This window comes from Cellulomonas sp. HD19AZ1, assembly GCF_004535805.1.
GTDB lineage: Bacteria > Actinomycetota > Actinomycetes > Actinomycetales > Cellulomonadaceae > Cellulomonas > Cellulomonas iranensis.
Genome location: NZ_SPHX01000002.1, coordinates 86,992 through 106,053, shown reverse-complemented (window position 1 = coordinate 106,053; position 19,062 = coordinate 86,992). Strand labels below are relative to the sequence as shown.

The following is a 19,062-nucleotide window of genomic DNA, read 5'->3' as shown; positions in this document are numbered from 1 at the left end:
CGCGCGGGGCGGGGCGCCGGTCGCGGACGTGGCACGCGTTACGGTCGGTCCGTGCTCGCCGCCGCCCTCGTCCCCGACACCGTGCTGCTGCTGCCGGGTGCCGCCGGCCGCGGCCCCGACGAGGCCGCGCTGCGCGCGCTGCGTGCCGCGGCCGGCGCGGTCGTGGCGGACGCGGTGGCGGGTGCCGAGCGCGTCGTGGTGGTCGCCCCGGGCGCGCGCGACCGCGCGCTGACCGGCGACGTCCCGCTCGGCGCCGGTGCGGCGGGCGTGCCGGACCACCTGCTGCGGGAGCCCGTGCCGACCGTGCGGCTGCGCCCGGCCCCCGGTGCGCCGGACGCCGCGGTCGGCGGCGCCGAGACCGGGACGGTCGTCGGGCTGCGGCTCGCGCTCGCGGCGGGTACGCGGGCAGAGCGGCTGCACGCGGTCGAGGTCGCCCCCGGGCCCGCGGGCGCGCTGCGAGCGCTCGGCGCCGCGCTGGGCGCCGACCCGTCGACCGCCCTCGTCGTGGTCGGGTCCGGGTCGGCACGCCACGGCGACGACGCCCCCCTGCCCGGCGACCCGCGCGCCGACGACCTGGACGACGCCCTGCTGCGCGCGCTCGCGGACGGTGCGGGACCCGCGCGTCGCGCGCTGGCCGCGCTCGACCCGGCGACCGCCGCGGCGCTCGCGGTGACGGGCTGGGCGCCCTGGCAGGTGCTGGTGGGCGCGCTCGACGCCCGCGCGGCGACGGCGCGCGACGAGGGGCCCGCACCCGAGGTGCGGCTGGCGACGGTCTGGCGCGGCGCGGCCCACGCCGCCGTGCTGTGGCGGGCGGCGTCGTGACCCTCGTCGTGGCGCTCGTCGGCCCCACGGCGACCGGCAAGTCGGACCTCGCGCTCGAGCTCGCCCTCGCGCTGGGGGGCGAGGTCGTCAACACCGACGCGATGCAGCTGTACCGCGGCATGGACGTCGGCACGGCCAAGCTCGCGCCCGCCGAGCGGCGCGGCGTGCCCCACCACCTGCTCGACGTGCTCGACCCGCGCGACGAGGCCTCGGTCGCGGACTACCAGGTGCAGGCGCGCGCGGTGCTCGCCGACCTGGCGCGCCGCGGCGTGCGCGCCGTCGCGGTGGGCGGGTCGGGGCTGTACGTGCGCGCGCTGCTCGACCGCATGGAGTTCCCCGGCACGGACGCGGCGGTGCGCGCCGCGCTCGAGGAGCGCGTCGAGACCGAGGGGGCGCGCGCGCTGCACGCCGAGCTCGCGGCCGTCGACCCGGCGGCCGCCGAGAGCATCGGCCCGCGCAACGCCCGCCGGCTCGTGCGCGCGCTCGAGGTCGTGACGCTCACCGGGCGGCCGTACTCCGCGAGCCTGCCGCGGCACGAGTACGAGGTGCCCGCGGTGCAGATCGGGCTGGACTGCGAGCGCGCGGCCCTCGACGAGCGGATCGCGCGGCGCGTCGAGCGCATGTGGGACGCGGGTCTGCTGGACGAGGTGCGCGCGCTCGCGGCCCACGGGCTGGGTCGCACGGCGTCCCGCGCGGTCGGCTACGCGCAGGCGCTCGCCGAGCTCGCGGGCGAGCTCGACGGCGCGCAGGCGCGCGCCGCGACCGCCGCGGGCACGCGCCGGCTCGCCCGCAAGCAGATGGGCTGGTTCGGCCGGGACCCCCGCGTCACGTGGCTCGACGCCCGGGACCCGGACCTCGTGGCGCGCGCGCTCGACGTGGTCGCGGCGGCCGACGCCGGACGGCTGGACGCGCCCGCGATCGACGAGCCCACCCGCCGTACGCTGGGGTCGTGACCGCCACGACCACCGCCACGCCGACCGCCGCCCCGCAGGCCGGACGCCTGGTCGCCACCAAGGGCCACGGCACGCAGAACGACTTCGTGCTGCTCGACGACCGCGACGGCGCGCTCGACCTCACGCCCGCGCTCGTGCGTGCGCTGTGCGAGCGGCGTGCGGGCGTCGGCGGTGACGGCGTGATCCGGCTCGTCGCGACCGCGCACGTCGACGACGCCCCCGCCGCGGCGCGCGCCGCGCGCTGGTTCATGGACTACCGCAACGCCGACGGGTCGGTCGCGCAGATGTGCGGCAACGGCGTGCGGGTGTTCGCGGCGTATGCGCAGCACCTCGGTCTGTGGGACCCGGCCGCGGGCCCGCTCGACGTGGGCACCCGCGCCGGGCTGCGGACGGTCGCGCAGGTGCCCGCCGACGTCGGAGCGGGGCCGTGGTTCGCGGTCGGCATGGGAGCCGTGACGCTGCCCGGCGGTGCGACCGCGGTGTCCGACGGCGGTGACGCGCACGTCGACGTCGCGGGCCTCGCGGTCACGCGGCCGGGGCTGTCGGTCGACGTCGGCAACCCGCACACGGTCGTCGTGCTCGCGGACGGCGCCGACCTCGCGCGCGCCGACCTCACGGTCGCACCCGACGTGGCACCCGTGCCGCACGACGGCACCAACGTCGAGCTCGTCGTGCCGCTGGGCGAGGAGGCCGGACCCGACGGTCACCCGCGGGGGCACGTGCGCATGCGCGTGCACGAGCGCGGCGTGGGGGAGACCCGGTCGTGCGGCACGGGGGCGGTCGCCGCGGCCGCCGCGGTCCGCGCGTGGGGCGGGGACCAGGCGCCGGACGTGTGGCTCGTCGACGTGCCGGGCGGCACGGTGCGCGTCACGCTGCACGCCGACGGGCAGGCCGAGCTCGCCGGCCCCGCGACGCTCGTCGCCGAGCTGGACGTCGACCTGGCCGCGCTGCCCGCGTGACCGAGCCGCTGACGCTCACGGCGCACGACCTCGGCGGGCCGCGGGGGGAGCGGGCGACGCTCCTGCAGGTGTCGACCGCGTTCTGCGCGCCGTGCCGCGCGACGCGTCGCGTGCTCGCGCGTGTGGCAGGTTCGGTGCCCGGTGTGCGGCACGTCGAGGTCGACGTCGCGGACGCGCCCGGGCTCGCGGCCGCGCTGCGGGTCGTGAGCACCCCGACCGTCGTCGTGCTCGACGCCGACGGGCGGGTCGTGACGCGGGCCGAGGGCGTGCCGACGCCGGCTCAGGTGCTGGGTGCGCTCGCGGCGGCGCTGCCCCCGGCCGTGAGCGGGGACGCCGCTGCGGTCGGCGGCGGCGCGTCCGACCCCGCGGGCGACGGTCCCGCCGGCGGGGTGGCCGCACCGGGTGTCGGCCGGCGCTCGGTCGGCGGCACGCCGACGCGCGGCACGCCGACGCGCGGCGCGACGGCCGCGGCGCCGAGCGCGAGCAGCGCCGTCAGGGCGAACGCCGCGACGAACGGCCCAGGCCCGACGTAGCCGTCGCCGCCGCCCACCGACACGACGACGACACCCGTCAGCGCGAGCGCGAGCGACGCACCCACGGAGTCGCCGATGTTGTGGGCGGCGGAGTTGCGGCCCTGGTCCTGCGGGGCCGACCAGCCCAGCACGAGGACGTTGAGCCGCGACGACGCCATGCCCATGCCGGCGCCCGCGGCGGTCCACACCGCGACGACCGCCCACGCGGGCAGGCCCAGCAGGGTGACGACCGTCGCCCCGACCACGGCGACCGCCACGAGCGCCGTGCCGGTCCGCACCGCGGTGCAGCTGGGCAGGCGGTGCCCGAGGCGCCCCTGGACGATCGACGACGCCGACCAGGCGAGCGCGGCGGTCGAGAGCCCGAGCCCGCTCGCGGACGTCGACCACCCGTCCCGGTCGACCAGCAGGTACGGCACGTACACCTGGGCGCCGAAGAACGCGCCCGACACCAGCACGCGCGTCGTGATCACGGACGGCAGGCCGGCCCGTGCGCGCAGCGTGCCGCGCGGTAGCAGCGGGCGGGCCGCGGCGAGCGCCGCGACGGCCGCGACCACGGCGACCGGCGCGGACCACGCGCGCGGCAGCTGTGCGGCGACGTTGAGGGCCAGCACGGCGGCCGCGACGAGCACGGCCCACAGGACGCGCCGGGCGGCGTCGTCACGGCCTGCGGGCGGGGCCTCGCGCGTCGCCGGCGACCCCTCGGCCGGGTCGGCGCGGGCGGGGTCGTGCCGTGCCGGGCCCAGGCCGCGGACGGCGCCCAGCAGCGGCACGGTCGCCGGCACGACGAGCAGCGCGACGCCGAGGAACACCCAGCGCCAGCCGGCGAGCTCGGCGAGGAACCCGGCGACCGCGGGCCCGACGATCGACGGCAGCACCCACGCGGTCGAGAACCACGCGAACACGCGCGGGTGCAGCACCGCGGGGTAGGCGCGCGCGACCGCCACCAGCAGCGTGACGTTGACGACGCCGCCGCCGAGGCCCTGCGCGAGCCGCCCGGCGACGAGCACGGGCATGCTCGTCGCGGCGCCCGCGACCACGAGCCCGGCGACGAACACGAGCGTGCCCGCGGCGAACGGCGCGGCTGGTCCGCGACGGTCCGCCCACGCACCCGCGACGACCATGCCCACGACCCCGGTCGCGAGCGGGCCGGCGAACGCGAACGCGTACAGCGCGCGCCCGTCGAGGACGGCCGCGACCTCGGGCATCACGGTCGTCACCGCGAACGACTCGAACGCGACCAGCACGACGAGCGCGAACATCGCGAGCGACGTCGTGCGGCGGGCGCGCCAGAGCGCGTCGGGCGAGGCCGGCGCGTCGGGCGAGGCCGGCCCGTCGGTCGCCGTCCCGCTGCCGTCGACGCTCCCGCTCACGGCGCGACCCGCAGCACGCGGAAGCCCTTGGCGCTCGCCTCGCGGGACGTGGGCAGGCCGGCCTCCTGCGTGAGCCAGCGCTGCAGCGGGTCGGCGCCGAGGTTCTTGCCGACCACGAGCCACGCGTCGCCGCCCGGCGCCAGCCGGGGCAGCCAGCGGCGCAGCAGGTCGTGCAGCGCGGGCTTGCCGACGCGCACGGGCGGGTTCGACCAGCACGTCGCGAAGCGCACGTCGTCCGGCACGTCGTCGGGCAGCGCCGCGACCACGTTGCCGAGGCCGAGGCGCGCGGCGTTGCGGCGCACGAGGTCGAGCGCGCGCTCGTTGACGTCGACCGCCCACACGCGCGCGTCGGGCGACGTGAGCGCGAGCGTCAGCGCGATCGGCCCCCAGCCGCACCCGAGGTCCAGCAGGTCGCCCGCGGCGGGCGGCTGCGGCACGGTGCGCAGCAGCACCTGCGTGCCGAGGTCGACGTGGTCGGGGGAGAAGACGCCGCCCGCGGTCTCGACCTCGACGTCGCGGCCGGCCAGGCGGACGTGCCGCGTGCGGCGCTGCTCGGCGGAGGCCGGACGGGCCGTGAAGTAGTGCTCACCCTGCGGGTCGTCGGTGCCGGTCACCCGCCGAGGCTAGCGGCCGGGCCGCGCTGTGCCCGCAGCGAAATCCCGTCGCGGCGCTCGTACGTGCGTGCGATCCTGGACACACCCCGATCCCGGACGAGAGGCCCCGCGTGGACGACCGAGAGCACACCACCGACGTGACGCCGCAGGCGTCGGCGCGCAGCGCGCAGGAGGTGGCCGACGACGTCGTCGCACGGGTGCTCGCACGGGCCGGGACCGCTCTGCAGGCGGGCGGCACCGACCACACGACGTTCGACGGCGACCAGCTGGACCTCGAGGAGCGCACGTCGCTGCGGCGCGTGGCGAACCTGTCGACCGAGCTCGAGGACGTCACCGAGGTCGAGTACCGCCAGCTGCGCCTCGAGAAGGTCGTGCTCGTGGGCCTGTGGGGCGCCGGCACGGCCGAGGAGGCCGAGATCTCGCTGCGCGAGCTCGCGGCGCTCGCCGAGACGGCGGGCTCGCAGGTGCTCGACGGCCTGCTGCAGCGCCGTCGGACGCCCGACCCGGGCACGTTCCTCGGCTCGGGCAAGGCCGCCGAGCTCGCGACCGTGGTCGCGGCGGTCGGCGCCGACACGGTCGTCGTCGACGGCGAGCTCGCGCCCTCGCAGCGGCGCGCGCTCGAGGACGTCGTCAAGGTCAAGGTCGTCGACCGGACCGCGCTGATCCTCGACATCTTCGCGCAGCACGCGAAGTCCCGTGAGGGCAAGGCGCAGGTCGAGCTCGCGCAGCTCGAGTACCTGCTGCCGCGCCTGCGTGGCTGGGGCGAGTCCATGAGCCGGCAGGCGGGCGGCCAGGTCGGCGGCGCGGGCGCGGGCATGGGCTCGCGCGGCCCGGGCGAGACGAAGATCGAGCTCGACCGTCGGCGCATCCGCAACCGCATGGCCAAGCTGCGCCGCGAGATCGCGGCGATGGCGCCCGCGCGCGAGACCAAGCGCGCGTCGCGGCGGCGCAACGCGATCCCGTCGGTCGCGATCGCCGGGTACACCAACGCCGGCAAGTCGTCGCTGCTGAACCGGCTGACGCACGCGGGCGTGCTCGTCGAGAACGCGCTGTTCGCGACCCTCGACCCGACCGTGCGCCGGGCCGAGACCACCGACGGGCGCGTCTACACGCTGGCCGACACGGTCGGGTTCGTGCGCGCGCTGCCGCACCAGCTGGTCGAGGCGTTCCGCTCGACGCTCGAGGAGGTCGCCGACGCCGACCTCATCCTGCACGTCGTCGACGCGGCGCACCCCGACCCCGAGGGCCAGATCGCGGCCGTGCGCCACGTGTTCGCCGACATCCCGGGCGCGATGGACGTGCCCGAGATCATCGTGCTCAACAAGGCGGACCTCGCGACGCCCGAGGCGGTCGCGCGGCTGCGCTCGCGCGAGGTGCACTCGGTCGTGGTGTCCGCGCACACGGGCGAGGGCGTGGCCGAGCTGCAGGAGCTCATCGCCGACCAGCTGCCCCGTCCGGGCGTGAGCGTCGACCTGGTCGTGCCGTACTCGCGCGGCGACCTCGTCAGCCGCGTGCACGACCACGGCGACATCGACCACGAGGAGCACACGCCCGACGGCACGCTGCTGCGGGCGCGCGTCGACGAGGGCCTCGCGGCCGAGCTCGAGGCGGCGTCCCGCACGGCGTGAGCCCGCGGTGCGCCGACGTGACGCGACCCCGGCACGTCGGTGCGCCGCGACGCCCGCGCGGGACGCCTAGGGTCGAGGGGTGCTGCCCACCGACCTGGACCTGCTGACCACCCCCGGCGCGCCCGCGCTGCTGCCCGACGGCTCGGCGGCCGTCGTCGCCGTGACCCGGCCCGACCTGGCCGCGGACGCCTACCGCGGCGAGCTGTGGCTCGTGCCGCTCGACGCGCACGACGACGCCGCGGGCACGGGCTCCGCGCGTCGCCTCACGCACGGCCACCGCGACGCCGAGCCCGAGGTGTCGCCCGACGGCCGGTGGGTCGCGTTCACGCGCGCGCCCCTGACCGGCGGGCCGGGTCAGGTGCACGTGCTGCCGCTCGCGGGCGGTGAGCCCGCGCGACTCACCGACGCGCCGCTGGGCGCCGCGGCGCCGCGCTGGTCGCCCGACGGCACCCGCCTCGCGTTCACGGCGCGCGTGCCCGAGGCCGGGCGCTACCTGCCCGGCGGCGACCCGTCGGCCGAGGCACCCCGGCACATCACGACGTTCTCCTACCGCGAGGACGGCGCCGGGTTCGTGTCCGACCGCCCGCGGCACGTGCACGTGCTCGACGTGCCCGCCGACCCGGGCGGGGCGCCCGACGTGCCCGCGGCCGTGGCGCTCACCTCGGGTCCGCTCGAGGTCACGGACGCCGCCTGGGCCCCGGACGGCCTGGCGCTCGTCGCGACGTGCGCGCGGCACGCGACGCGCGAGCGCGACGTGCGCCGGGACGCGGTGCTCGTCGTCGCGCCGCGCGGCGCGACGGGGCCGGCGGCGGTCGTGCCGCTGACCGACGCCGACGCGGGCAGCACGCTGCGCGTCGACGCCGTGCGGGTCGACGGCGACACGCTGTGGCTCCTCGCCGCGGACCTCGGGCCGGACGGGACGGACACGGTCGCGGCCCTCACGGGCCTCTTCCGGGCGCCCCTGACGGGCACCGGCGCCGCGCTGCGGACGGCCGCGACGCCCGAGCGGCTCACCGACGCCGAGCGCACCGACCTCGGCGGCGTCCTCCACCCGACGCGCGGCGGCGTGCTCGTGACGCTCGAGGACCGTGGCGCCGTCGTCCTCGCGCACGTGGCCGCGGACGGCACCACGACGCGCCTGCTGGACGCGCCGCACGTCGTGCTCGGCGCCGCGGCCGTCGTCCACGACGGCGACCTGCGCGTCGTCGCGAGCGCCGCGACCCCGACGAGCGCGGGAGCCCTGCTGCGCGTCGACGACGACGGCCGGGTCCTCGCCGACTGGTCCGGCCCGCTGCGCGCGACCGGCCGCACGGTGCTGCCGACGCCCCTGACGGCCACGTCGCCCGACGGCTACGAGGTGCACGGCTGGCTCGCGCTGCCCGACCCCGCGCGCCACGGCGCGGGTCCGCACCCGACGCTGCTGATGATCCACGGCGGCCCGTTCGCGCAGTACACGCACGCGCTGTTCGACGAGGTGCAGGTGCTCACGGGCGCGGGCTACGCGGTCGTGCTCGGCAACCCCCGCGGGTCCTCCGGCCGGGGGCGTGCGCACGGCCGCGCGATCCGGCAGGCGATGGGCACGGTCGACACCGACGACGTGCTCGCGCTGCTCGACGCCGCGCTCGAGGCCCACCCGCAGGAGCTCGACGCGGCACGTGTCGGCGTCCTCGGCGGGTCGTACGGCGGCTACCTCACTGCGTGGCTGACGACGCGCACCGACCGGTTCGCCGCCGCCGTCGTCGAGCGCGGGTTCCTCGACCCCGTCAGCTTCACCGGGTCGGCCGACATCGGATGGTGGTTCGGGCTGGAGTACGTCGGCGACCACGCGGTCGACCCGGCCGCGGTCGCGGCGCAGTCGCCCATGGCGCACGTCGGGCGGGTCACGACCCCCACGCTCGTCGTCCACTCGGAGCAGGACTGGCGCTGCCCCGTCGAGCAGGGGCAGCGCTGGTACGTCGAGCTGCGACGCCGCGGCGTCGAGGCCGAGCTGCTGCTGTTCCCCGGCGAGGGGCACGAGCTGTCCCGCTCGGGGCGGCCGACGCACCGGCGCGCGCGGTTCGAGCACCTGCTCGACTGGTGGGCGCGGCACCTGCCCGTCGGCGGCTGAGCCCGGGGCGTGCCGACCCGCCAGGTCGCGGGTACCGGGGGTGTCGGGGGCCGCGACTACGCTGTCGCGGTGCCCGACCCCGACCCGACCCCTCGCCCGGCCGACCCGGCGCAGGGCGCGTCGACCGTGACCGCACCCGGCCGCGACGCGCAGGAGGTCGCCGAGGTCGGCGAGCTGCTCGACCTCGCGGTCGGTGCGCTGGGCGGCGGTCGCCGCGAGGGTCAGCACACCATGGCCGTCGCGGTCGCCGAGTCGCTGCGCACGGGTGAGCACCTGCTCGTCCAGGCGGGCACCGGCACGGGCAAGTCGCTGGGCTACCTCGTGCCGGCGGTGCGGCACGCGGTCCGCGCGGACGAGCGCGTCGTCGTCTCGACCGCGACGCTCGCGCTGCAGCGGCAGGTGCTGACGCGCGACCTCCCGCTCGTCACCACCGCGCTGGCGTCCCACCTGCCCCGGCAGGCGCAGATCGCGCTGCTCAAGGGCTGGCACAACTACCTGTGCGTCCACAAGGTCGCGGGGGGCTACCCGTCCGACGAGCAGGGCACGCTGTTCGACGTCCCCGAGCGGCCGGGCGCCGCGGAGCACCCGCCCGAGGAGACCGAGTCCGGGCGCGAGTCCCTCGGCGACCAGGTCGTGCGCCTGCGCGAGTGGGCCGAGGAGACGACCACGGGCGACCGCGACGACCTCGTCCCCGGCGTCTCCGACCGCGCGTGGCGGCAGGTCTCCGTGACCGCCATGGAGTGCCTCGGCGGGCAGTGCCCGATGCTCGCGCAGTGCTTCCCGGAGGCCGCACGTGCGCGGTCGCGCGAGGCCGACGTCGTCGTCACGAACCACGCGATGCTCGGCATCGCGGCCTCGGGGTCGCCGAACGTGCTGCCCGAGCACCAGGTGATCGTCGTCGACGAGGCGCACGAGCTCGCCGACCGCGTGACCGCGCAGGCCACCGCGGAGCTGTCGCTGCCGACCATCGAGCACGCCGCGCGGCTGGCCCGCAGGCACGGCGGCGTGCCCACCACCGACCTCGACACCGCCGGTCAGCACCTCGCGAGCGTCATCGTCCCGCTGCCCGAGGGGCGCTTCCCCCAGGGGCTCCCCGAGGACGTCCGCACCGCCGTCGCGACCGTCCGCGACGCCGCGCGCACCATGCTCACGGCGCTCAAGCCCGAGGGCGGGTCGCGCGACGCGGTCGACGGCGGCCGCAAGATGGCGACCTCGGCCATGCTCGCGCTGTTCGAGGTGGCCGAGCGCATGGCGGCCGACCCCGAGCAGAACGCCGCGACCGTGCTGTGGTGCGCGCGCGGCGAGGACCGCCGCGGCGTCCCGACGACCCGCCTGCACGCCGCCCCCCTCGCGGTCGCCGGCCTGGTCCGCACGCACCTCCTGGCCGGCCGGTCCGGGGTGCTGACGTCCGCGACCCTGACGCTCGGCGGCTCGTTCGACGCGACCGCGCGCGCCGTCGGCCTGGTGCAGCGCCCCGACGCCGCACCCGTCGGCCCGACGACGCTCGAGGGCACGCACGACGAGCCCGACGCCGGCACGGCGGGACCGACGGGACCGGCGGGGCGCGCGGCGCCGTCCGCGGACGCGGGCCCGGCGACCGGTGACCGCCCGCGGCGTCCCGAGGCCGACGAGCCGCCGCGCTGGCGCGGGCTCGACGTCGGCAGCCCGTTCGACTACCCGCGGCAGGGCATCTGCTACGTCGCCAAGCGCCTGCCGCCGCCGGGCCGCGAACCGGCCACCGAGGCGCAGCTCGACGAGATCGCCACCCTCGTCGAGGCGGCCGGCGGGCGCACGCTCGGCCTGTTCACGTCACGTCGCGCCGCGACCGTCGCGGCCGAGGCGATGCGCGAGCGGCTCGACGTGCCCGTGCTGCTGCAGGGCGACGACCAGCTGCCCACGCTCGTCGCGCGCTTCGCGGCCGACGAGCCGACCTGCCTGTTCGGCACGCTCTCGCTGTGGCAGGGCGTCGACGTGCCCGGCCCGGCCTGCCGGCTCGTCGTGATCGACCGCATCCCGTTCCCGCGGCCCGACGACCCCGTGCGGTCCGCGCGCTCCGACGCGGTCGCCCGCGCCGGCGGCAACGGCTTCATGTCGGTGTCCGCGACGCACGCGGCGCTGCTGCTCGCGCAGGGTGCGGGCCGGCTCGTGCGCTCCTCGCAGGACCGCGGCGTCGTCGCCGTGCTCGACCCGCGGCTCGCCACGGCGCGGTACGGCGAGTACCTGCAGCGGTCGATGCCGCCGTTCTGGCGCACCACGGACCGCGACGTCGTGGTCTCCGCGCTACGTCGGCTCGCCGGATCCGACTAGCCTCGTGCAGGGGAGGTGCCGCACCGGGCGGGCCCGTCCCGCACCACCGGTTCCGCGCCCGTGACGAGGGGAAACGACCATGGTCGACGCCATCGAGGGCGACGAGTACGCCTTCAGCCCGACGCCGTCCGTGCCGCGGCGCACGTCCAAGCTGGGGATCGTGGGGGCGGGTGCGGTCGGCTCGACCATGGCCTACGCGGCGCTCATGCGCGGCGCGGCGCGCACGGTCGCGCTGCTCGACGTCAACAAGGCGAAGGTCGAGGCCGAGGTCCTCGACCTCTCGCACGGCATCCAGTTCATGTCGATGGCCGAGGTCATGGGCTCCGACGACGTGTCGGTCATGGCCGACTGCGACGTCGTCATGTTCACCGCGGGCGCCAAGCAGAAGCCGGGGCAGTCGCGGCTGGACCTCGCGGAGGCGACGATCTCGCTCGTGCAGAAGGTGCTGCCGGGCATCGTCGAGGTCGCGCCGAACGCGGTCTACGTCATGGTGACCAACCCGGTCGACGTCGTCACGTACGCGGCGCTCAAGATCTCGGGCCTGCCGCCGTCGCAGCTGTTCGGCTCGGGCACGGTGCTCGACTCCTCGCGCCTGCGCTACCTCATCGCGCGCCACACGGGCGTCGCGGTGCAGAACGTCCACGCGTACGTCGCGGGCGAGCACGGGGACACCGAGCTGCCGCTGTGGAGCTCGGCCACGATCGGTTCCGTCCCGATCCTCGAGTGGGCGAGCGGTGACGGCGGGCCGCTGACGCGCGAGGTGCGCGACGCGATCGCGCGCGAGGTCGTCGAGTCCGCCTACCGGATCATCGAGGGCAAGGGCGCGACGAACTACGCGATCGCGCTCGCGGGGTCGCGCATCATCGAGGCCGTGCTCAAGGACGAGCGCCGCATCCTGCCCGTGTCGTCGCTGCTCGACGGCTATCTCGGCATGTCCGACGTGTGCCTCAGCGTGCCGTCGATCGTCGGGTCGTCAGGCGTGCGCGAGCGGCTCGAGGTGCCGATGTCCTCCGACGAGCTGATGGGCATGCGCCGCTCGGCGGAGGCCGTGCGCTCCGTCGCCCGGCGGTTCGGCTTCTGACGAGGTCGGCGTGCGACGAGGGCCGGACGGGGACTCCCGTGCGGCCCTCGTGCCGTCCGCGGTCGCGGGAGCGTCAGTGGTGGCGCAGCGCGTCGATGAGCTCGCCCTTGCGCATGCGTGACCGACCCTCGATGCCGATCTCCGCGGCGCGGCGGCGCAGGTCCTCGACCGTCCACTCCTCGTAGTCGCGCGAGCGCCCGCCGGACCGGCCGACGGACGACCGCCCGCGTGCCGCCGCCGCGTTCGCGATCCGCGCGGCCTTCTCCTTGCTGCTGCCCTGGTCGCGCAACGACTCGTAGAGCTCGGGGTCCTTGACGCTGGGGCCGGGGTCACGTCGTGCGGGCATGCGGCGCCTCCTCACCGGTGACGGCGCCGGCGGCTCCGGCACCGGCGACCAGCGTCGCGCGGCGGGCAGCGCCCCGCACGCGCTCGGCGTCACAAGGCGCGCAGCACGCTCACGACCCGGCCCAGCACGGTCGCGCCGTCGCCGTCGATGGGGGAGTAGGCGGCGTTGTGCGGCAGCAGCCACACGTGGCCGTCGACCCGCTTGAGCGTCTTGACCGTCGCCTCGCCGTCGATCATCGCCGCGACGATCTCGCCGTTCTCGGCGACGGGCTGCCGGCGGACGACCACCCAGTCGCCGTCGCAGATGGCGGCGTCGACCATGGAGTCGCCCGCGACCTTGAGCAGGAAGAGCTCACCCTCGCCGACGAGCTGGCGCGGCAGCGGGAAGACGTCCTCCACCACCTGCTCGGCGAGGATGGGGCCGCCGGCGGCGATGCGCCCGACGACGGGGACGTACGAGGGCGTCGGGGCGCCGTCGCGCTCCGCGGCGTCGCCGTCGCCGAGCGCCACGCCCGCGCGGTCGCCGAGCGCCGTGACGGTCCGAGCGTCGTCGGGCTGCACGACCTCCATCGCGCGCGGCCGGTTCGGGTCGCGGCGCAGGTAGCCCTTGCGCTCGAGCGCGGTCAGCTGGTGCTTGACGCTCGAGGGGCTGGTCAGCCCGACCGCGTCGCCGATCTCGCGCATGCTCGGCGGGTACCCCCGCCGCTCGACCGAGGACCGGATGGTCTCGAGCACGAGCCGCTGCCGGGATGTGAGGCCGTCGCCCGGGACCTCCGCGACCTCGGGCGCCGCGGTCCCCGCGGCGCGCGTCCGGTCGGTGCCCGTCGTCGAGCGCTCCTGCACGTCCACTGCGCCTCCTGCTGTCGCGTCGGCGCGGGCCGGGGGGCGCGCGCCCAGCGTCGCCCCGCCGCGTCGAGGCCCGGACCCGCTGGTCGTGCGGGAACGGCGCCCCTGCGCACCGACGTCGCCCGGGGGAGATGTCGGTGGTCGGTGGTGCACTCGCTGCAGCAGCCACCCTAGGCGGGCGGCCCGGGCGGATCAAACATCTGTTCGAGCGTGTCTCGACGGATGTCGGTCGGCTCTGGTAGACATCGTACAGACGTTCGACGAACAGGCGTTCGAATCCGAGCGGCTCCGGTCGGTCCGGGGCTCGTGCGGCGAGAGGGGTACGACATGAGCGCGATCACCATCGCACCCGGTACGTTCCGCGGTGGATGCACGCCGTCGGCGGCGGGTGCGCGGCGGCGGCCCGCGCCCCGGGCCGAGGCCCCGCTGCGCCTCACGACGCGCGGGCGGGTCGTCGTGTGGGGCCTGGCCCTCCTGCTCGCCGCGGGCGCCGGGGGTGCTGCCGTGTCGGCGCACGCCGACGGCCCGCGGTCCGCGATGGAGGTCGAGCGCGTGGTCGTGGCGCCCGGGCAGACGCTGTGGGGCATCGCGTCGGAGGTCGCCGCGCCCGGAGAGGACGTCAGGGACGTGGTGCTGCGCCTGCAGCGGCTGAACGAGCTGCCGTCCGCCGGGTTGACGGCGGGGCAGACGCTCGTCGTCCCCGTGGGTTGAGCGTGGACGCGGGTTGTCAGTGTCGACGCCTCCGGCTAGGTTAGCCTTACCTCATTCGGCAGGCTGGGGGGCCAGCCGGAGGTGTGTGCGGCGATCCGGCGCGTCCGGGTCCGCCAGCGCGCAGCAGCAGGTGGCACCGAGGCGAGTCGGCGCCACGAAGGGACGGGGGCGTCCCGGCGAGGGTGGCCGTCGCACGGCGGCCGCCCTCGCGCTGCCGAGGCACGCGATGTTGCAGTTGCGCCTGCGACGTCCTACCGTCGCGTGCGTCCGTCCGGCGCGTGTCGTGGCGGGCGCCGTCCCGTGATCGGCAACGCCGAGAGGTTCGTTGTGCACTGTCCCTTCTGCCGGCACCCCGACTCGCGCGTGGTGGACTCCCGCACGTCCGACGACGGGTCCTCGATCCGTCGGCGGCGCCAGTGCCCCAGCTGCCAGCGGCGGTTCACGACCATCGAGACCGCGAGCCTGTCCGTCGTCAAGCGCTCCGGTGCGACCGAGCCCTTCAGCCGCACCAAGATCGCGAACGGCGTCCGCAAGGCCTGCCAGGGCCGGCCCGTGAGCGAGGACGACCTCGCGCTGCTCGCGCAGAAGGTCGAGGAGAACCTGCGGACCGCGGGCTCGGCCGAGATCGACGCCGGCGACATCGGCCTGGCGATCCTGGGCCCGCTGCGCGAGCTCGACGAGGTCGCGTACCTGCGGTTCGCCTCCGTCTACCAGGCGTTCGACTCGCTCGACGACTTCGAGTCGGCGATCCGCACGCTGCGCGCCGAACGTGCCGAGACGGCGGCCGGTACCCCGCAGGCCGCGGCGGTGACCACGGCCGAGGGCTGATCCGGCCGAGCCGGCCCGCCCGAGGCCGGTCGCACCAAACCGTTTGGCGTCGGGCCCTCGCGTCCACCACGCTGGGGGAGCCCGACGACCACGTCGCGAGAGCGGAGGACCATCGCATGACGCAGGACGAGAAGCCGTCGGCAGTGAGCGACGAGACCAGGGAGAAGTTCCGCGAGGCGCTCGAGCGCAAGAGGTCGAGCGGCCACCGGACGGCCGACGGGGGCCGGAACACCGGGGCCGTGCACGGGTCGGAGACCGCCGGGCCCGTGCAGCGGCGCTTCCAGCGCAAGTCCGGCTCCGCCTGACACCACGCACGACGAGGGCCGCGCAGCACGTGCTGCGCGGCCCTCGTCGTGCGTGCGGCCCGGGGCGGGCGGGCGCCCGCCGACGGACGTCAGTCGAGCAGGCGCAGCCGCAGCGACTCGGGTCGCTCGGTGAGCGCGTCGGCGACGGCCGCGGGCACGGGCGACGCGACGTCCGTGACCACGTAGCCCAGCTCGCCGCGCGTCGCGAGCAGCTGGCCCTCGATGTTGACGCCGTGCTCGGCGAGCGTCGCGTTGATGGTCGCCAGCACGCCCGGCACGTTGCGGTGCAGGTACGCGACGCGGTGCGCATCGGGGCGCTGGTCGAGCGCGAGGTTCGGCAGGTTCACCGACAGGTTCGTCGAGCCCGTCGCGAGGTAGTCGCGCACCTTGTGCGCCACGAACTGTCCGATGGCCTCCTGCGCCTCCTCGGTCGAGCCGCCCGTGTGAGGCGTGAGGATCACGTTGGGCAGGCCCTGCAGCTCGGACACGAACGGGTCGCCCTTGCGCTTGGGCTCCTCGGGGAAGACGTCGACCGCCGCTCCCGCCACGTGACCGGCGAGCACGGCGTCGCGCAGCGCGGCGTAGTCGACGACGAACCCGCGCGACAGGTTGAGGAAGATCGCACCCGGCTTCATGCGCGCGATCTGCTTGGCGCCGAACATGCCGGCGTTGCCCGCGCGCCCGTCGACGTGCAGCGTCACGACGTCGGCGGTCTCGAGCAGCTCGTCGAGCGTGCGCATGCGACGTGCGTTGCCGAGCGCGAGCTTCTCGGCGGTGTCGTAGAAGACCACCGACATGCCGAGGTTCTCGGCGAGGACCGACAGCTGCGTGCCGATGTTGCCGTAGCCGATGATGCCCAGCGTGCGTCCGCGCACCTCGTGCGCGCCCGTGGCGGACTTGTTCCAGACGCCCGCGTGCATCTCCTTGTCGAGCACCGTCTGGCGGCGCGTCAGCGAGATGATGTCGGCGATCGCGATCTCGACGACCGAGCGCGTGTTGGAGAACGGCGCGTTGAACACGGCGATGCCGCGCCCGGCCGCCGCGTGCAGGTCGACCTGGTTGGTGCCGATGCAGAACGCGCCGACGACCTCGAGGTCGCGCGCGGCGGCCAGCACGTCGGCCGACACCTGGGTCTTGGAACGGATCCCCAGGACCTGCACGCCGGACAGGGCCTCGGCGAGCTCGTCCTCGTCGAGCGCGCCGGTCCGCGTCACGACGTCGAAGCCCGCGGACTCGAGGATGGTCCGGGCGTGGGGGTGGAGGTTCTCGAGCAGCAGCGCGGTAGGCACGCCCCATGGTGCTCCCGGTCCGCGGGGCGGACCAAAGCCGTCCCGAAGGACGGGACGGTGTGCCCGGCGCGGCCGTGTCGGACCGCCGGGCGCCGTACGGCGGTCGGTCAGTCCCGCTCGACGAACCCCGGCGGGAGGTCCCGCGCGTGCACGACGTGCAGCGCGTGGGTCGGGCGGGTCATCGCGACGTAGAGGTCCCCGGCCGAGGCCGCGAGCACGTCGGCGGGCTCGACGAGCACGACGACGTCGAACTCGAGCCCCTTGGCCTGACCGGGCGTGAGCACGACGAGCGTCTGCTCGAGGTCGGGCAGCTCGCCGCCCGGGGCGTCCTCGGCGGTGCCGTCCAGCGCGCGGCGCACCGCGGCCGCGTGCGCGGGCGTCGCGACCACCGCGACGCGCCCCGCACCGCCGGCCTGGCCGACCGTGGCCGCCAGCTCGCGTGCGGTCGCCGCGGCGGCCGTCGTGACGTCGCCGCCGGCGACCCGGTGCAGACGCAGCGCGTCGGGCACGTCCCGCGCCGACGTCTGCGGGCTCACGGGCAGGCCCGCGGCCAGCGCGACCCGCCGCGCGGCGTGCGCGACGGTCGCGGGCGTGCGGTAGTTGACGGTGAGCTCGGCCAGCCGCCAGGACCCGCGCAGCAGCGGCCCGAGCATCGCCTCCCAGTCGTGCGTGCCCCCCGCGGACGACGTCTGCGCGACGTCCCCGACGATGGTCAGCGACCGCGTCGGCACGCGCCGCAGCAGCGCGCGCCACGCCATCGCGGACAGCTCCTGGGCCTCGTCGACGACCACGTGGCCGTAGGTCCACGAGCGGTCCGCGGCGGCCCGCTCGGCGGTCGTCAGGGACGGCCCGCTGCTCGCGAACCGGTCGGCGAGCGCCTCGGCGGACACGAGGTCCCCGGCGCCCGTGCTCTGCAGCACCTGGCGCGCGTACTCGAGCTCCTGCGTGCGCCGCTCGGCGTCGGCCCGCGCCTGCGCGCGGGCGGCCTGGTCGTCCTCGCCGAGCAGCTCGGCGGCCTCGTCGAGCAGCGGCACGTCGGCGGCCGTCCACGGGGCGTCCGCGGGCCGGGCCAGCAGCGCGCGCTCGCGGTCGGACAGCTCGGGCGCGGCGGCCGCGAGCCGGTGGGGCTTGGTCCACAGGTCCGTGAGCAGGCCCTGGGGCGTGAGCGGCATCCACGCGAGGTTGAGCGCGATGCGGATCTCGCGCGTCGTGCGCAGGTCCTCGACGATCTCCGCGCGGTCCTCGGGCGGCACGTCCCACGCGAGCTGCTGCACGTACTGGTCGGCGAGCCGCGCGAGCATGTCGCGCACGAACGTCACGCGCGCGAGGTTGTGCGGCTTGTTCTGCCGGCGGGCGCGCGCGACGGCCCCCGCGACGTCCTTGGGTCGCACGACGACCGTGCGGCCGTCGATCCGCACGCTGGTGGGCTGTGCGGGCACGCGCTGCCGCTGGCGCACGGCCCGCGCGACGACGCGCGCCATCAGCGCCCGCCCCTTGATCTCGGCGACGGCGTCGGGCTCGGTGCCGCGCGCCTCGACGCCCGGGTAGAGCTCGGCGAGCGTCGCGGTGACGACGCCGGTCTCGCCGAGCGAGGGCAGCACCTGGTCGATGTAGCGCAGGAAGGTGCGCGACGGGCCGACGAGCAGCACGCCCGAGCGCTCGAGCAGGCGGCGGTGCGCGTAGAGCAGGAACGCGGCGCGGTGCAGCGCGACGGCGGTCTTGCCGGTGCCGGGGCCGCCCTGCACGACGAGCGCGCCCGCGAGCTCGGAGCGGATGATCGCGTCCTGCTCGGCCTGGATGGTCGCGACGATGTCGCCCATGCGGCCGGTGCGCGCCGCGCCGAGCGCCGCGAGCAGCGCACCCTCGCCCGAGACGCCCGCGAGCGAGTCGGGGTCGACGCCCGCCGCGGCGAGCGCGTCGACGTCGAGCACGTCGTCCTCGAGGCCCGTGACGCGCCGGCCGGCCGTGACGAGGTGGCGGCGGCGCGCGACGCCGTCCGGGTGTGCGGCGGTCGCGCGGTAGAACGCCTGCGCGGCCGGTGCGCGCCAGTCGGTCAGCAGCGGCGTCTGCTCCTCGTCGGTGAGCCCGAGCCGTCCGATGTAGCGCCGCTCGCCCTCGCGCAGGTCGAGCCGGCCGAACGCGAGCCGGTCCTCGACCGCCTCGAGCTGCGCGACCCGGTCCTCGTAGAGCGTCGCGAACGCGTCGCGCTCCGAGCGGTTCTGCGGCGAGCCCGAGGGTCCGGCGCGGCGCACGGACGCGAGGCGGCGACGCGCCTGCGCGCGCAGCTCGTCGAGGCGCGCGTACAGCCCGTCGACGACCCGCTGCTCGCCGTCCAGCTCGCTGTCGATCCCTGCCACCAGCCCG

Annotated in this window: 16 protein-coding genes; 10 read left to right on the top strand and 6 right to left on the bottom strand. The window is 76.8% G+C overall.

Annotation, left to right across the window (positions count from 1 at the left end; all coding sequences use genetic code 11):
• The first annotated feature begins 51 nt into the window (after positions 1 to 51).
• From E4A51_RS04040 to dapF, 3 genes are read left to right on the top strand one after another with little or no spacing between them, the layout of a single operon-like run.
• Positions 52 to 822 (top strand): hypothetical protein, encoded by a 771-nt coding sequence (locus E4A51_RS04040; RefSeq protein ID WP_134850947.1) that lies wholly within the window; start codon positions 52 to 54, stop codon positions 820 to 822.
• Positions 819 to 1,775, top strand: coding sequence for a tRNA (adenosine(37)-N6)-dimethylallyltransferase MiaA (gene miaA / locus E4A51_RS04035; RefSeq protein ID WP_134850946.1), 957 nt, complete (start codon positions 819 to 821; stop codon positions 1,773 to 1,775). The genes E4A51_RS04040 and miaA overlap by 4 nt, the downstream gene beginning before the upstream one ends.
• Positions 1,772 to 2,734: a diaminopimelate epimerase gene (dapF, locus tag E4A51_RS04030; RefSeq protein ID WP_134850945.1), complete on the top strand. Its 963-nt coding sequence runs from the start codon at positions 1,772 to 1,774 to the stop codon at positions 2,732 to 2,734. The genes miaA and dapF overlap by 4 nt, the downstream gene beginning before the upstream one ends.
• Positions 2,735 to 3,014: 280 nt before the next feature.
• Here the strand turns inward: dapF and E4A51_RS04020 are convergent, their stop codons facing one another.
• A complete protein-coding gene (locus E4A51_RS04020; RefSeq protein ID WP_240696371.1) occupies positions 3,015 to 4,637 on the bottom strand; it encodes an MFS transporter in 1,623 nt (540 codons plus the stop codon).
• Entirely contained in the window at positions 4,634 to 5,251 is a 618-nt protein-coding gene (locus E4A51_RS04015) for a class I SAM-dependent methyltransferase (protein ID WP_087510028.1), read from the bottom strand. Before E4A51_RS04015 ends, E4A51_RS04020 begins: the two co-directional genes overlap by 4 nt.
• Positions 5,252 to 5,361: 110 nt before the next feature.
• On the opposite strand from E4A51_RS04015, the gene hflX reads away from it, so the two are divergent.
• The 4 genes from hflX (at position 5,362) to E4A51_RS03995 (ending at position 12,374) form a co-directional block, all read left to right on the top strand.
• A complete protein-coding gene (gene hflX, locus E4A51_RS04010) occupies positions 5,362 to 6,879 on the top strand; it encodes a GTPase HflX (protein ID WP_134850944.1) in 1,518 nt (505 codons plus the stop codon).
• A gap of 79 nt (positions 6,880 to 6,958) precedes the next feature.
• Positions 6,959 to 8,986 carry a S9 family peptidase gene (locus E4A51_RS04005; protein WP_134850943.1) on the top strand — a complete coding sequence of 676 codons (2,028 nt, stop codon included), beginning with the start codon at positions 6,959 to 6,961 and terminating at the stop codon, positions 8,984 to 8,986.
• 69 nt (positions 8,987 to 9,055) lie between these two features.
• Positions 9,056 to 11,293: an ATP-dependent DNA helicase gene (locus E4A51_RS04000; RefSeq protein ID WP_134850942.1), complete on the top strand. Its 2,238-nt coding sequence runs from the start codon at positions 9,056 to 9,058 to the stop codon at positions 11,291 to 11,293.
• 79 nt (positions 11,294 to 11,372) lie between these two features.
• Positions 11,373 to 12,374, top strand: coding sequence for an L-lactate dehydrogenase (locus E4A51_RS03995; RefSeq protein ID WP_046528162.1), 1,002 nt, complete (start codon positions 11,373 to 11,375; stop codon positions 12,372 to 12,374).
• A 73-nt stretch (positions 12,375 to 12,447) separates the two neighbouring features.
• Here E4A51_RS03995 and E4A51_RS03990 read toward each other — a convergent pair whose 3' ends face one another.
• Together E4A51_RS03990 and lexA are read right to left on the bottom strand one after the other, a co-directional pair.
• Positions 12,448 to 12,720 (bottom strand): Rho termination factor N-terminal domain-containing protein, encoded by a 273-nt coding sequence (locus E4A51_RS03990; RefSeq protein ID WP_134850941.1) that lies wholly within the window; start codon positions 12,718 to 12,720, stop codon positions 12,448 to 12,450.
• Positions 12,721 to 12,809: 89 nt separating this feature from the next.
• Positions 12,810 to 13,568: a transcriptional repressor LexA gene (gene lexA / locus E4A51_RS03985; RefSeq protein ID WP_046528164.1), complete on the bottom strand. Its 759-nt coding sequence runs from the start codon at positions 13,566 to 13,568 to the stop codon at positions 12,810 to 12,812.
• A 324-nt stretch (positions 13,569 to 13,892) separates the two neighbouring features.
• Here lexA and E4A51_RS03980 point away from each other — a divergent pair, with 324 nt between their 5' ends.
• The 3 genes from E4A51_RS03980 (at position 13,893) to E4A51_RS03970 (ending at position 15,409) form a co-directional block, all read left to right on the top strand.
• Positions 13,893 to 14,276, top strand: a complete 384-nt coding sequence (locus tag E4A51_RS03980) for a LysM peptidoglycan-binding domain-containing protein (protein ID WP_134850940.1) — start codon at positions 13,893 to 13,895, stop codon at positions 14,274 to 14,276.
• 327 nt (positions 14,277 to 14,603) lie between these two features.
• Positions 14,604 to 15,104, top strand: a complete 501-nt coding sequence (gene nrdR / locus E4A51_RS03975; protein ID WP_046528166.1) for a transcriptional regulator NrdR — start codon at positions 14,604 to 14,606, stop codon at positions 15,102 to 15,104.
• 116 nt (positions 15,105 to 15,220) lie between these two features.
• The gene (locus E4A51_RS03970; RefSeq protein WP_046528167.1) at positions 15,221 to 15,409 is read left to right on the top strand and encodes a DUF5302 domain-containing protein; all 189 of its coding nucleotides are present in this window, start codon (positions 15,221 to 15,223) and stop codon (positions 15,407 to 15,409) included.
• 89 nt (positions 15,410 to 15,498) lie between these two features.
• Here E4A51_RS03970 and serA read toward each other — a convergent pair whose 3' ends face one another.
• Positions 15,499 to 16,698 (bottom strand): phosphoglycerate dehydrogenase, encoded by a 1,200-nt coding sequence (gene serA, locus E4A51_RS03965; RefSeq protein WP_087510033.1) that lies wholly within the window; start codon positions 16,696 to 16,698, stop codon positions 15,499 to 15,501.
• A gap of 107 nt (positions 16,699 to 16,805) precedes the next feature.
• Positions 16,806 to 19,055, bottom strand: a complete 2,250-nt coding sequence (locus E4A51_RS03960) for an AAA family ATPase (RefSeq protein WP_205601484.1) — start codon at positions 19,053 to 19,055, stop codon at positions 16,806 to 16,808.
• Between the last annotated feature and the right edge of the window lie 7 nt (positions 19,056 to 19,062).